Origin of the sequence: Chryseobacterium vietnamense, from assembly GCF_031454475.1 — a bacterium.
Classification (GTDB): domain Bacteria; phylum Bacteroidota; class Bacteroidia; order Flavobacteriales; family Weeksellaceae; genus Chryseobacterium; species Chryseobacterium vietnamense.
This window is the reverse complement of record NZ_JAVDQX010000003.1, coordinates 272,825-287,390: the sequence shown is the minus strand read 5'-3', so window position 1 is coordinate 287,390 and position 14,566 is coordinate 272,825. Positions and strand designations below refer to the sequence as shown.

General features: G+C 37.1%; 14 protein-coding genes. 5 read left to right on the top strand and 9 right to left on the bottom strand.

Annotated features, from left to right (window positions below):
* Positions 1 to 82: 82 nt before the first annotated feature.
* The 5 genes from rodA to J2786_RS15365 are packed head-to-tail and all read right to left on the bottom strand — an operon-like array spanning position 83 to position 5,758.
* Positions 83 to 1,312, bottom strand: coding sequence for a rod shape-determining protein RodA (rodA, locus tag J2786_RS15385; protein ID WP_047426990.1), 1,230 nt, complete (start codon positions 1,310 to 1,312; stop codon positions 83 to 85).
* Positions 1,309 to 3,354, bottom strand: coding sequence for a peptidoglycan D,D-transpeptidase FtsI family protein (locus tag J2786_RS15380; protein WP_047426988.1), 2,046 nt, complete (start codon positions 3,352 to 3,354; stop codon positions 1,309 to 1,311). Before J2786_RS15380 ends, rodA begins: the two co-directional genes overlap by 4 nt.
* Positions 3,351 to 3,857 (bottom strand): hypothetical protein, encoded by a 507-nt coding sequence (locus tag J2786_RS15375; protein ID WP_002982456.1) that lies wholly within the window; start codon positions 3,855 to 3,857, stop codon positions 3,351 to 3,353. Before J2786_RS15375 ends, J2786_RS15380 begins: the two co-directional genes overlap by 4 nt.
* Positions 3,850 to 4,704: a rod shape-determining protein MreC gene (gene mreC / locus J2786_RS15370; protein WP_047426984.1), complete on the bottom strand. Its 855-nt coding sequence runs from the start codon at positions 4,702 to 4,704 to the stop codon at positions 3,850 to 3,852. The genes J2786_RS15375 and mreC overlap by 8 nt, the downstream gene beginning before the upstream one ends.
* Positions 4,705 to 4,732: 28 nt before the next feature.
* Positions 4,733 to 5,758 carry a rod shape-determining protein gene (locus J2786_RS15365; protein ID WP_002982450.1) on the bottom strand — a complete coding sequence of 342 codons (1,026 nt, stop codon included), beginning with the start codon at positions 5,756 to 5,758 and terminating at the stop codon, positions 4,733 to 4,735.
* Between the two features lie 372 nt (positions 5,759 to 6,130).
* Between J2786_RS15365 and hemA the strand changes: the two genes are divergently transcribed.
* The 4 genes from hemA (at position 6,131) to hemE (ending at position 10,124) form a co-directional block, all read left to right on the top strand.
* On the top strand, positions 6,131 to 7,405 hold the full coding sequence (gene hemA / locus J2786_RS15360) for a glutamyl-tRNA reductase (protein ID WP_034691745.1): 1,275 nt from the start codon (positions 6,131 to 6,133) through the stop codon (positions 7,403 to 7,405).
* On the top strand, positions 7,392 to 8,300 hold the full coding sequence (gene hemC, locus J2786_RS15355) for a hydroxymethylbilane synthase (protein WP_047426981.1): 909 nt from the start codon (positions 7,392 to 7,394) through the stop codon (positions 8,298 to 8,300). The genes hemA and hemC overlap by 14 nt, the downstream gene beginning before the upstream one ends.
* A 63-nt stretch (positions 8,301 to 8,363) precedes the next feature.
* A complete protein-coding gene (locus J2786_RS15350) occupies positions 8,364 to 9,047 on the top strand; it encodes a uroporphyrinogen-III synthase (RefSeq protein WP_047426977.1) in 684 nt (227 codons plus the stop codon).
* A gap of 45 nt (positions 9,048 to 9,092) precedes the next feature.
* Positions 9,093 to 10,124, top strand: coding sequence for a uroporphyrinogen decarboxylase (gene hemE / locus J2786_RS15345; protein WP_047376227.1), 1,032 nt, complete (start codon positions 9,093 to 9,095; stop codon positions 10,122 to 10,124).
* 76 nt (positions 10,125 to 10,200) lie between these two features.
* Here the strand turns inward: hemE and J2786_RS15340 are convergent, their stop codons facing one another.
* Positions 10,201 to 11,022, bottom strand: coding sequence for a T9SS type A sorting domain-containing protein (locus J2786_RS15340; RefSeq protein ID WP_082001893.1), 822 nt, complete (start codon positions 11,020 to 11,022; stop codon positions 10,201 to 10,203).
* Positions 11,023 to 11,178: 156 nt separating this feature from the next.
* On the opposite strand from J2786_RS15340, the gene J2786_RS15335 reads away from it, so the two are divergent.
* Positions 11,179 to 11,304, top strand: a complete 126-nt coding sequence (locus J2786_RS15335; RefSeq protein ID WP_047426972.1) for a hypothetical protein — start codon at positions 11,179 to 11,181, stop codon at positions 11,302 to 11,304.
* A gap of 53 nt (positions 11,305 to 11,357) precedes the next feature.
* On the opposite strand, the gene J2786_RS15330 is transcribed toward J2786_RS15335, so the two are convergent.
* The 3 genes from J2786_RS15330 to J2786_RS15320 form a co-directional block, all read right to left on the bottom strand.
* Complete coding sequence (locus J2786_RS15330; RefSeq protein ID WP_047426965.1) at positions 11,358 to 12,578, bottom strand: aminotransferase class V-fold PLP-dependent enzyme; 1,221 nt, start codon at positions 12,576 to 12,578, stop codon at positions 11,358 to 11,360.
* Positions 12,579 to 12,842: 264 nt separating this feature from the next.
* Positions 12,843 to 13,490: a 50S ribosomal protein L25/general stress protein Ctc gene (locus tag J2786_RS15325; RefSeq protein ID WP_047426962.1), complete on the bottom strand. Its 648-nt coding sequence runs from the start codon at positions 13,488 to 13,490 to the stop codon at positions 12,843 to 12,845.
* Positions 13,491 to 13,546: 56 nt separating this feature from the next.
* A complete protein-coding gene (locus tag J2786_RS15320; protein ID WP_047426959.1) occupies positions 13,547 to 14,485 on the bottom strand; it encodes a ribose-phosphate pyrophosphokinase in 939 nt (312 codons plus the stop codon).
* Positions 14,486 to 14,566 lie beyond the last annotated feature (81 nt).

Here is a 14,566-nt window from a genome sequence, read left to right as displayed (position 1 = left end):
AAACGACAATATATTCCGCAATCTGCAGATCTATAAAGAAAAAACTGTACCCTTTACGATTTTATAATTCGCATGAAAAGAGTTACACTAAACTGTTTTTATCAGAGTAATTAAGTTTAAAGAAAATAAAAGTCATCATCGAGAAAGCCAATAAGGAACTCCCTCCATAACTGAAATAGGGAAGAGGAATCCCAACAGTAGGGAAAAGCCCCATAACCATCCCTAAATTGATTGAAAAGTGCATCAGCAGAATGGAAGCAAAGCAATACCCGAATACACGGTTAAAAGTAGACTTCTGCTGCTCTGCCAGATAATATATTCTTCCTATATAAACCATGTAGCATAAGATCAGAATTGCACTTCCTAAAAAGCCCCACTCTTCCCCTACTGTACAAAAGATATAATCGGTTTCCTGCTCCGGCACAAATTTCCCCTGGGTAACAGATCCTTCACGATATCCTTTTCCCCAAAGTCCACCAGATCCAATGGCTGTTTTTGAGTATAATAAGTTATATCCGGAAGTATCTCTGAATGCCTTTTCCCCCTTATAAAGAACCTCAATTCTTTCTCTCTGGTGTTTAGGCAGTTTTTCTAGAATATAAGGAGATCCGAAAGCCAGTCCGCATAATAAAAGAACAGAACCGGTAATTCCTGAAATAGAAATCACATCCCATGACATTCTATGGTAATTCATAGCAATCAGAACACCGGCAATGATTAAAACGGCTACAGCCACATAAACAGGAGGTACAGCTAAAGAAATCAGAAAGACTCCCGCAAAAATAAATCCTATCCCGAATAAAAGACCACTCAGTCCTTCTCTATATAAAGCAATGAAAAATGCAATGAATACAAGCATAGAACCCACATCCGGAATCGCCAGAACGACAGCTGCCGGAATTCCAATAATGGCGAGGGAAGTCCAGATAGATTTTTTATTTTTAATATTAAAATCCGGGCTTGAAACAAAATTGGCCAGCATCAAGGCTGTACCTATTTTCGCAAATTCCACAGGCTGCATGGTAAAACTTCCAAACTTATACCAGTTCTTCTGGCCCAGAATTTCTTTACCAAACGGGAAAAGCCCGATCAACAGTAAAACTCCTCCAATGTAAATAATCCCGGCCATATTCTCAAAGAATTTACTTCTTCCTACGAATATAATAAGCCCCACAAATACAGAAATACAGAAAAAAACCAATTGTTTTTCACCCAGTTTCTGGTCCACACTGTAAATATTTGCAATGGCAAAAATGCAAAGCAGGAAATACAGCCCAAGGCCCAGTTTATCTATTCCTTCCGTCCACTTCATTGCTTTACAGGTTTTTTAGCGGTGTTATTCTTTTTAGTTTCCTCTTCTATTTTTTTTTGCAGCTTAGCCTTTTGTTGTTTTACCAAATCCAGGCTATCTTTTAATCTTTTTCGTTTAATTGAATCAGGTTTAGGATCAACGTACAAACCTTTTCGTTTTAAATCTGCAATCCATTGCCTTTTATATTCAGGCATGAAACTCGAGGTAATCATTTTTTTGTAAAGATTTTCTCTTTTCAAATCACCAGTAATATATTTTTCTGCAATCACGGTACATGCTGGCCCTGCCCATGTAGCTCCAAACCCTGCATGTTCCATAACTGCTACAACAACAATTTTGGGTTTATCAGCAGGAGCAATCAATACAAAGATGGAGTTATCCTTCCCCTGTGGCACCTGTGCAGTTCCTGTTTTTGCTAATTGGGTAAAGTCATTGGACTTCAGTCCTCTTGCCGTTCCTCTCAACACTACAGCTTCCATACCTTTCAGTACAGGTTCGAAATGTTTAGGATCTACCAAAGTCTTATGTTTCACCTTAAATCTTGGGTCAGGATTAGGCTTTCCATCAATCCCTTTTACGATATGAGGCGTATAATACCATCCTTTATTAGCAATAGCAGCTACATAATTGGCCAACTGAATAGGAGTTACCAGAACATCTCCCTGACCCATTCCATTATAAATAGCACCGGTAGACATTTCATCCCAGTTTTTAAAATCAGTTCTCTGAGAACCGCTTGCCTTCATGATGGCTTTAAATCTTTTTTCGTAAAAATCTCCTGAAGGTATTCTTCCTTTTGCCCCAACGGCGAAGTCGTTATTTAAAAACTCTCCAACTCCGAAGCTGCTCATGATTTTTTTCCATTCATCAACACCTTTTGAAGGGTTTCCCGGATATTTTTTGATAATGGCAATAAAAGCGTAGGTGAAAAAACAGTTACTCGAAACCTGAATGGAAGGAATAAGCGGATCTGCTCCACCGTGACCTTTAATTCTTTTTCCTTTATAGAAAAATCCTCCTCCACAAGGGAAGATTGTTTTCTCATCCATTACCCCCATCTGCATTGCCGCTAAAGCAGTCAGTAATTTGAAGGTTGATCCGGGAGGATATCCTGCCTGTAATGCACGGTCAAAAGTTGGTTTATTTTCATAAAGTGTATCTTTTGAAAGGGCATATAAGTTTTTTGATTTATTAGGTCCGGTAAAAAGGTTTGGGTCAATATCCGGTCCCGTCGCAGCCACTAAGACTTCTCCATTATTAGGATCCAAAGCTACAATGGCACCGTGTTTATTGACTAACATTTCTTCAGCCGTTCTCTGAAGGTCATAATCAATGGTTAAAGTAATATCTTTACCTGTAATCACATCTTTATCCAAAGCACCGTTCTTATAGGAACCAATATTTCTAAGCCTGATATCTTTCTGGATATATTTTACTCCTTTTACTCCACGCAGCTCTTTTTCGTAGGATTTTTCAACCCCTGTTTTCCCAATGAAATCTCCTGGTAAATAGTAGAGAGAATCTTTTTTAATATCTCTTTCGTTTACCTCACTGGTATAACCGAGAAGGTTTCCGGAGGTGGAAACTTCATACTGACGCTGAGGTCTTGATACGATATTAAATGCGGGATACTTGAAAATAATTTCCTGAACCCTGGCAATATCTTCTCTGCTGAGGTCTTTGATGAAAGTCATCGGGGTCAGCTTAGAATAATATTTTTCCTTTTTGATAACATTGATTTTATTGATAAAATCCTGTTTTGTAATTTTCATTAAACTACAAAAAGCCAGTGTATCAAAATCAGGTTTCATTAAAGCCTGGGTAAACGAAACTTCATAGGCGGGCTGGTTACCTACCATGATTTTACCATTTCTATCGAAAATAACCCCACGCTGTGGAATTACATATTCTGTTTTAATGGATGTATTGGCAGCATTTAATGCATAACGGTCTGTAAATAACTGCAAATAAGCAAGCCTCACCACAAAAATAAGGGCGATAATAACGAGGACGGAAAAAATTTTTAAATAACGTGTGTTCAAACTTTTTGTTTGATTTTAAATATTAATGCGTAGATGACTATAAAGATAAATGAAATTACACTTGTTACCAACACATTAAATAATATTTCAAAAAACCTGCTAAACTTAAAGAACTCAATATACTGTACTAAAAGCTGATGCAGGAAAATACTTGAAAATAAAAACAGCAAAAACTGCGCCCATTGAAGGGACTGAAATGAGAAAAAGTCCGTAGACGTATCTGTGGAAGTCCTGAATATCAACGTTCTGAAATAGGCAATTAACGTTGTTGCAAATGCATTGATTCCCCACGAATAGAGGAAACCGTCAATGGACAGCCCTATTAAAAAGCTCAATGCCAGGAACTGAAATTTATTTCTGAAAAATGGATAGAACATAACAAACACAGGATATAATACCGGAGTATATTTCCCGAAAAGCGTAATCCTGTTCAATACAAATATCTGTAATGCAACAAGAAAGATCATGATCAATATATCGGTAAATAAAGTCCTGCTAATCATTTTCCTTTTTTATTACAGCCTGCATAGTGTCCTGAATCTTCTGTACTTCTGCTTTCTTAAGATTCTTCACTACATACACTTTATTCAACGCTCCCATTTTTTCACTCAGCTCTACGGAAATATCCCAGAAGCCGGTTTTATTGTCCACAGAGTATCCCGCAATAGTACCAATGGTAACTCCCTTAGGGAAAATAGCAGATTTACCATCTGTAACAACAGTATCACCTACTTTCAATGCAACATATTTTGGAATATCTGCCAGGTGCATCACCCTTGAGTTATCTCCATTCCATGTTAAAGTACCAAAATACCCTGAGTTTTTAAGTGCTGCATTAATTCTGATCTTGTTAACACTTAACACCGATTGAACCAATGCATAACTATCTGTAGAATTGATTACAATTCCCGCAATACCTCTTGGTGCCATTACTCCCATTTGAGGAAAGACTCCGTCTCTGCGTCCGCGGTTGATTGTAAAATAGTTGTTTCTTCTGTTGATACTGTTGAAAACAATTTCACCATCAACAAAAGTATAGATTTGCCCGCCACCAATGGTGTCATGAACTCTTTTGAAAACAGGATTCTTTGACCCGTCTTTTCCGTAGAGTTCAGTCATAAGGGCTTTATTCTGAGCCACAAGATCTTCATTGATCTGTTTTAGCTTCAGATAAGAAACTCCTTCATCAATATATCCGGAAACCCAGGAATTAAATGCAGCCGTTTGGCCCGCAATCCAGGATCTCTGCATGGCATTTCTTGAGAATATCAAAACCAGAGCAATAATTTGCAGGAATATAAAGAAGACGAAAAGAGTATTCTTCGAAAATAATCTCAGCAAAAATCCCATTCAGATATAAAGTCCTAAAAAGTTAAAATTATTTAATTAAGAAATTGAACTTATCCATATTCTTAAGCGCAATACCTGTTCCGCGAACTACAGCTCTCAACGGATCTTCAGCAACAAATACCGGAAGACCAGTTTTTTTGTGAATTCTGTCCGCAAGACCTCTTAATAACGCTCCTCCTCCTGCAAGATAAATACCTGTCTTGTAAATATCAGCAGCCAATTCCGGTGGTGTAAGAGATAATGTTTCCATTACGGCATCTTCAATTCTGATGATTGATTTATCTAATGCGCGTGCAATCTCTTTGTATCCAACCATAATTTCTTTTGGCTTACCTGTAATAAGGTCTCTACCCTGTACCGGGATGTCTTCGATATCTACATCAAGATCTTCTACTGCAGAACCTACTTCAATTTTGATTCTTTCAGCTGTTCTTTCCCCGATATAAAGGTTATGGTGAGTTCTTAAGTAATAAGCAATGTCATTCGTAAATACGTCTCCGGCAATCTTCACAGATTTATCACACACGATACCTCCTAACGCTACTACAGCAATTTCCGTAGTACCACCACCTATGTCGATAATCATGTTACCTTCAGGTTTTTGTACGTCAATCCCAACTCCTATCGCAGCAGCCATTGGTTCGTAGATCAATCTTACTTCTTTTGCGTTTACTTTCTGAGCAGAATCTCTTACCGCTCTTTTTTCAACTTCAGTAATACCAGAAGGGATACAGATTACAATTCGTAATGCCGGTTGAATGAATTTACCTTTGATCCCAGGAATTTTCTTGATGAATTCCTTGATCATGTGTTCAGAAGCGTGGAAATCAGCAATAACCCCGTCTTTCAAAGGACGGATGGTTTTGATATCCTCGTGAGTTTTACCCTGCATATGCTTGGCTTGCTCTCCGACGGCAATCGGCTTACCCGATGAACGTTCAATTGCAACAATTGAAGGTTGATCTATAACAATTTTATTATTATGGATGATTAGGGTATTAGCAGTTCCAAGGTCTATCGCAATTTCTTGCGTAAACATATCAAATAAACTCATATTTTTCTTCTGATTTTAAGTTTACAAAGATATAAATTTAACAGTACTAAAGAAATTTCCCACCAACTTAATTTGGTTAAAATTTTATTAAAATTTATAATTCTTTATTAACTTTCAATTTAGACATTTACAGAGTTTGATTTCAACTAAAATTAATGGGATGTTAAAAGGATGGAAAAGCCAATTTTCGAATGGGCAGAAAGGCTAATCAAAACCGGGGAATATACAGGTAAAACAGATGCTATTTGACCAGATAAGCTATTTTATAATTTAACATTCCATGTTCTGTACCTTTTATAGTTTTTTACGATAATTATCATATACACTATCTGAGAGAGGTTAATTAAAAAAATCGTAAATTTGCGACTGCTTATGTTACAGTATTCCAACATTCATCGAACGTCAAACTTTGCCGTGCTTTCAATAAGCTACGAGAAAGCCGACGTAGAAACGAGAGGAAAGTTTGCATTCTTTGATGAGAATATCAAAAACTTTGTTTCCAGAGTCCATCAGGAAGACCTGGGTGATGCATTTGTGGTTTCCACGTGTAACAGGACCGAAATTTATACTACTTCTCCCAATTACCTTTTAGTGGCCGAAGAATACTGCAAAACAATTGGAGTACAACTTACCGATTTTCTTCAGTTTGCTAATATTCTTACCAAAGAGGAAGCTTTGATCCATCTTTTCAGAGTAGCAGCAGGTCTTGAAAGTCAGATTATCGGAGACTTTGAAATTATCGGGCAAATTAAAAAAGCATACAGCCGTTTCAAAAAAGAAAGACAAAATTCTAATCCTTATCTGGAAAGAGCGATCAATGCGGCTATTCAGATTTCGAAAAGAATAAAAAATGAAACCGGCATTTCCAATGGTGCAGCTTCTGTTTCTTATGCTGCGGTTCATTATATTTTAAACAGCCAGAAAAGAATCACTGAAAAAAACATTCTTCTTTTGGGTGTAGGTGAGATAGGACAGAATACCGTTGAAAATCTGGTAAAGCATGTCTATCAGCCAAAAATTAAAATTGCCAACAGAACTCAGGAGAAAGCTGAAAAGATTTCCCAGAAATATAATATTCCTCATGTTGATTATTCTGATTTTGATCAGGAATTAAAAAACACGGATATTCTTATTGTGGCAACAGGAGCCAAGCATCCCATTGTTAACCAGTCTCACTTCCCGAATGGAAAAGAAACATTGATCATTGATCTTTCTATTCCTCATAACGTTGAAAAGAATGTTACTGAAAATAAAAACGTAACCCTGATTGACGTAGATGAGCTTTCAAAACAAATTCAGGAGACGATTCAACAGCGTGAAAGAGAAATCCCGAAAGCTGAAAAAATCATTAAGGAACTGATGAAAGACTTTATTGAGTGGGAGAAAAAGAGAAAACTGGCACCTAATATTCATCATTTTAAAGCAGTTCTAAAGAATATGGAACGCAATGAAATGCATAACTTTTACAAAAAGAATAAATACATAAACATCACGGACATGGAACTTTCTGATAAAATGATCCAGAAAATCACCAACCGTTTTGCAAAATATATCATCGATAATCCTTTAAAAGCCGAAGAAATTAGTAAATTAATGCACGAAATATTAGTTGAACAACCAAACAACGAATTCAATGAAAAGCATTAGAATCGGAACGAGAAATTCCGCACTTGCACTTTGGCAGGCTAGAGAGGTTGCGAGGCACCTTCAGAACAACAATTATTTAACGGAAATTGTTCCTATCGTATCTTCTGGCGATAAGAACCTTAATCAGCCACTTTATTCTTTAGGAATTACAGGGGTTTTCACAAGAGACCTTGATATTGCCTTATTGAATGACGAAATTGATATTGCCGTACATTCTTTAAAAGATGTTCCCACTCAATTGCCTCAAAATATTGAGATGATCGCTTATCTCGAAAGAGATTATCCACAGGACATTCTGATCAGAAAAGAATCTTCAAGGAATAAAGAATTCCATGAGCTTAAACTTGCTACCAGCAGTTTGAGAAGAAGAGCTTTCTGGCTGAGAAATTATCCGACCACTGATTTTTCGGATATCCGTGGAAATATTCAAACCAGACTTCAAAAACTTGAAGACGGAGATTTTGATGCCACCATTTTATCTTTGGCGGGAATCAAAAGAATGAAAATGGAAATCGATTATGAAATGCTTCCATTAATGATCTGTGCTCCATCACAAGGTGTAATCTCTGTTGCCGGACATACCGACAAACCGGAGATTAACGAAATTGTGCGCCAGATCAATCACCAACAGACTCAGATCTGTGTGGAAATTGAAAGAAATTTCCTGAGTACTTTAGAGGGCGGCTGTACTGCACCTATCGGGGCTTTTGCAGAAATCATAGGCGATCAGATCCGCTTCAAGGCAGCACTTTGCTCTCTGGACGGGAAAAACTGCATTGCTGTAGATGAAAACTTTGTGTATACTCCAACCGAAAATTTTGGAGAAAAGTTTGCAAAAGTTGTTCTTGAAAACGGAGGGAAAGAATTAATGGCAGAAATCAAAAGCCAGATCTGATATTCAGATTTTCAATTCTCTTAACCATTTACCGTTACTTTTCATCTTCTTAATTTTACAGACATGAAAATCTTATTTACCAAAAATATAGACCCATCTATTATTTCCAAAGAATTAGGAGAGGATATTGGGGTTGACTGTGTTGAGGTGATTAAGACCAAACCTATCATGATCAGTCCTTTTGAGCTGAAAAACTATTCTCTGATTTTCACCAGTGTCAATGGAGTTACTTCTTTTTTTAAAAACAGATTCAAACCCAATGAGGATTTTACTGCAAAAAATTATAACAAAATTTATTGCGTAGGAGAAAAGACCAAAAGAGAGATGAGGAAACATGGTTTTGGAACATTTAAGGTGCTGAAAAATGCTGAAACGCTTTCCAGATTCATTATTGGGAAATGTCAGCACGAGCAGTTCCTGCACTTCTGTGGCAATCTTGCCATTAACGTTCTGGATAAAGATCTTCCTTTACAAAACATTAAGTACAAAAAAGTTACAATTTACAATACTGAAGAAATCAATCCTGTAATAACTGAAAAATATCATGCCGCAGTATTTTTTAGTCCGAGCGGAGTTCGTAGTTTTGCAAGGCGAAATTCTCTGGAAGGCATGAAGCTTTTTTCTATTGGCGAAACCACTTCCGGTGAGCTGAGAAATTATACGCAGGAAGAAATTTTTACTTCTGAAGAAAATACGCTGACATCGATATTTGCATTGATCAGAAAAGAAATCAGAAGTAGAATTTAGAATATCTGTTACCGAAACTGCCGGTAATATTAGTTACAATAGATTATGATAAAAAACGACCTATATTTAAAAGCACTTCGCGGAGAAACCGTTGAAAGACCTCCTGTCTGGATGATGAGGCAGGCTGGAAGATATCTGCCGGAATTCATTGCTTTAAGAGATCAATATGATTTCTTTACAAGATGTCAGACTCCTGAGCTTGCCGCTGAGATTACCCTGCAGCCTATCCGCAGATTTCCTCTGGATGCCGCGATTCTGTTTTCTGATATCCTGGTAGTTCCGCAGGCAATGGGAATTGATTTCAAAATGAAAGAATCTGTTGGTCCTTGGCTGGATACTCCTATCCGAACAATGGAACAGGTTCAGAATATTGAAACTCCCGATGTGAATGACACTTTAGGGTACGTTTTTGATGCTATTGAACTTACTTTACAGAAGCTGGATAACGATATTCCATTGATCGGTTTTGCCGGTTCTCCATGGACCATTCTTTGCTATTGTGTGGAAGGAAAAGGAAGCAAAGCATTTGATATTGCAAAATCTTTCTGTTTCCAACAGCCTGAGGCTGCTCATTTATTATTACAGAAAATCACCGATACTACGATTGCTTATCTGAAGAGAAAAGTAGAAAAAGGAGTTTCTGCAGTACAAGTTTTTGATTCATGGGGAGGAATGCTTTCTCCTACAGATTATCAGGAATTCTCATGGCAGTACATCAACCAGATTGTGGAAGCATTAAGCCCGCTTACGCATGTGGTGGTTTTTGGAAAAGGATGCTGGTTTGCTTTAGAAGATATGACGATGTCTAAAGCTTCTGCACTTGGAGTAGACTGGACTATTAAACCGGAATTCGCAAGAACGCTGACCAATCATACGATGACGCTGCAGGGGAATTTTGATCCTGCAAGGCTTCACTCAACGCCTGAAACCATTAAGAAAATGGTGAATGAAATGATCAACCGTTTCGGAAAAGACAGATACATTGCTAATTTAGGCCACGGAATTCTACCGAATGTTCCTGTTGAAAATGCTGAAGCATTCATCAGAGCGGTAGTAGACTGGAAACCGAATTTATAAAGGTTACTCTTTAAAAATATATAAAACCCCTATAGTTATTCTATAAGGGTTTTTTTGTTAAAAGTATTTTCAATAGTTATTCCTTAATAATTTTCTTCTTAACCATTTTTCCATCATGGTTAGTGATCATTATTATATAGACTCCTTTTGGCAGATCTGATAAATCATAGGAATCGGAACCTTTACTCAATACTTTCACCATCTTCCCCGACTGATCAATCACAGATACCTTTTCAACTTTAATTCCTGAGCTTTGTTTAATATAAAGGCTTCTCTTGACGGGATTTGGATATACGTTCATAAGGTCAGTATATGAAACCTCAGAAGTTGCCAAAACACCACTAGTAATCTTTACGTCATCTACTACTACGCCATAAGAATAATCACCGGCATCATCATAAACAAATCTTAATTTAAAAGCCGGGTTCACATAGGGTGTCAGGTCTATATTTGTAGCAGCATCATAGCTCGTTACTACATATGAGAATGTATTAAAATCAAGATCCCATACCCCTGCTTCGCCTGAAAAGGTAAAAACCTGAATCCAGGAAGTTCCATTGAAAGCTTCAACTTTTAAAGTAGAATCCAGATTATCAATCATATTGGCATAATTAAACGACAGCTTTGGATTTACCACTCCGGTCAGGTTAATTACAGGAGAAATCAATCTGGCATTTGTATTAACCCCGGTTGGCCCCGCATCATCATCATCAAAAAAAGCTGCCCCATCTGGAAAGCCTGCGAAACCATTCTGTGCACCCACATTCCAGTTAAAAGCGTTATCCGGATTCTCTACCGTCCACCCCGTCGGCAAAGTATTACCATTGAAGTTTTCAGAAAAAACTTGTGCGTCACATAGACCACAAATAGATAATAATAGAATAAATAGTTTTTTCATAATAAAGGATTTGATGTTTATATAAAATTAGCGAAATATTTCTCACAAAACATCAATAATGATACACAAAATCAACACATTACATGCATTTTTAAAATGAATAAGAATTTTTATCACAATTTTATACCTTTATGTTTAAACTTTAAATCACATCAAATGAAAAAGCTAAACAAAGAAAAAATGAAAAGCATGATGGCAGGAGGAGAAATCTGCCTTGAGTGTGCTATTGGATACTATCAGGTCATTATTGATGGCCGATGCTATTGTGTACTCATGGATTAATAAAAAAAGCAGCCCAAGGCTGCTTTTAATTTATAGTTGAAATGTAGTACTAATTAACTCAACATTCTCTGTGCTTTTTTAACCCCTTCCACCAAAACATCAATTTCTTCGAAGGTATTATAGACAGCAAAACTTGCTCTCACTGTTCCGGCAATATTAAAGAAGTTCATAATAGGCTGCGTACAATGGTGCCCTGTTCTTACAGCAATTCCCATTTTATCAAGGATCATCCCGACATCGGAAGCAATCCCTATTCCTTCCAGATTAAAGGATACAACTCCGGTTCTCTTTGCTTTTTCACCATAGATCTTAATGCCATCTATTTCCAGAAGCTGTCTTTGTGCGTATTCCAATAGGGCATTTTCATGATTCTGAATATTGGTGTGACCTATTTTATTCATGAAATCAACGGCAGCACCTAAAGCAATATTCCCACCTACATTGGGCGTTCCTGCTTCATATTTGAACGGAAGACCTGCATAAGTAGTATCATCGAAAGAACATGTTGCAATCATCTCTCCTCCTCCGTGAAACGGCGGCAAAGCTTCTAATATTTCTTGTTTACCATATAAAATACCTGTTCCCATCGGAGCATACATTTTATGACCTGAGAATACGAAGAAGTCACAATCCAGTTTCTGAACATCAATATTGAAATGCGGGGCAGACTGAGCTCCGTCTATCACAACATAAGCATCCGTATTTTTTCTTGTTTTGGCAATAATCTCTTCAATAGGATTCACAATACCCAATGCATTGGAAACCTGATTTACAGAGACAACCTTCGTTTTTTCACTCAGAAACTGATCAAAATGATCCATCTGAAGGATTCCGTTTTCATCAATCGGAATTACACGAAGTTTTGCTCCGGTTCTTTCACAAAGCATCTGCCAGGGAACAATATTAGAATGGTGCTCCAGATATGAAATAATGATTTCATCATCCTTTTGGAGTTTTTGTGTCAAAATATAAGCGATGAGGTTTAACCCTTCTGTCGTACCTTTTGTAAAAATTACTTCAAAGTCATGTTCAGCATTGATGAATTTCTGGATCTTTCTTCTTGAAAGCTCCATTTCTTCTGTTGCCAGCTGGCTCAGCGTATGAATTCCTCTGTGAACATTGGCATTAAGTTCTGTATAATATGCGTGACAGACTTCCAAAACTGAATTTGGCTTTTGGGATGTAGCTGCATTATCCAGATAAACCAGGGGTTTACCATTCACTTCTCTGTCCAATATAGAAAACTGGCTTCTTATTTCCTGAATGTCAAACATTTATTTATTTTTTAAATTAAACCGTTCTTATTTAGAACTCTTCAAATTTACGGCTTTTTTTTCGAAAGGAAGCATGAGGTTGGCTACTGATCATTGTCAGGTGATAGAAATATTCGATAGTTTAAAGTGAAGAAAGACAATAAAGCCAGCAGACAAAATTGGAAACTACTTATTACGTTGTATAGTTCATGCTGTGAAGAGCAGTGATCAAATAAAAAACCCGCCAAAACTGACGGGTTTTTATATGGTTTAAATAAGCAATTCTTATTCTGCTGCAGTTTCAGCTGCTGCTTCAGGAGCTGCACCTTCTTCAGTTGCAACTTCTTCTTCATCCTCATCATCCTGCATTGCTGCACCACCTTTCATTGCATTTCTAGACATCTTAACAGCAACTACTACTGCGTTGTCAGGGTGCATGAAAGAATATCCTTCTGTTTTGATACCACCGATGTAAAGTTTGTTACCAATTCTTAATGGAGTAACATCTACAACGATTTCGTCAGGTAGGTTAGCAGGAATAGCTTTTACTTTTAGTTTTCTGAAAGACTGACGTAAAACCCCACCAGCTACAACACCTTTTGAACGTCCAGTAATTCTTACAGGAACTTCCATGATAACTGGCTTATCGTCAGATAACTGATAGAAGTCGATGTGAAGAATTTTGTCAGTAATTGGGTGAAACTGAATATCCTGAAGAACAGCTGGAATTGTTTTTCCGTCAACTTCAATAGATACCGTGTGTGCTTCAGGAGTGTATACTAATCCTTTGAAAGCTCTCTCTTCAGCAGAGAAGTTCAAAGGTGCTTCACCTCCATAAACAACACAAGGAACTAATTCAGCATCACGTAAAGCTTTTGTAGACTTTTTGCCCACGCTTTCTCTTTTTGTACCTTGAATTGTAATAGATTTCATTTATAAAAAATTTAAAAAATTATTCTAATTTTAATTTGCAACTTACTTAAAATCAATTAAATAACAAACTTGCTGCTAATTGATTTGTGCTCATGAACCATTGTCATAACGTCAGCAAATAATGGGGCGCAAGATAGCACTTTTATTTTAGATGACAAATTATTTTTAACAGGAATTGAGTCAGTTACAATAACTTCCAAGAGTTTTGAGTTCTCAATATTCTCGTAAGCCTTACCTGAAAGCACTCCGTGAGTTGCCATAGCTCTTACTGTTTTTGCTCCTTTTTCAATTAAGATATCTGCAGCTTTACAAAGTGTACCTGCAGTATCAATCATATCATCAATAAGGATAACATTCTTACCTGTTACATCTCCGATAAGGAACATTTCTTCCACAACATTTGCCTTTTTTCTTTCCTTATAAGCAATTACTACTTCCGCACCTAAGTGGCCGGCATAGTTTTTAGCTCTTTTTGCACCTCCCATATCCGGAGAAGCAATGGTTAGATTATCAAGATTTAAAGACCTGATATAATCCACAAAAATAGAAGAAGCATACAGATGATCTACCGGAATTTCGAAGAATCCCTGAATCTGGTCTGCGTGAAGATCCATAGTCATTACTCTTGTTGCTCCTGCTGCTGTAAGAAGGTTAGCAACTAGTTTAGCACCGATCGGTGCTCTTGGTTTGTCTTTTCTGTCCTGTCTGGCAAGTCCGAAGTAAGGAATTACTACGGTAATGCTCTTTGCAGAAGCTCTTTTTGCTGCATCAATCATTAGAAGAAGCTCCAAAAGATTGTCTGCAGGAGGGAATGTAGATCCAATCAGGAAAACTCTTCCTCCTCTTACAGATTCGTCCAAAACAGGCTCAAATTCCCCGTCGCTGAACTCCTGAAAGTTGATTTTTCCTAATTCTTTCCCATAATTCTGGGCAATTTTCTCTGCCAAGTCCCTGCTGGTTCTTGTACAAAATAGATAACTTAACTGATCGGCCATTTTTACTTTTTAAAAGATTTTGCAAATTTAAAAAAAAACCACAAGATTTACTCTTGTGGTTTCTAAGTTTTTATTTTATCA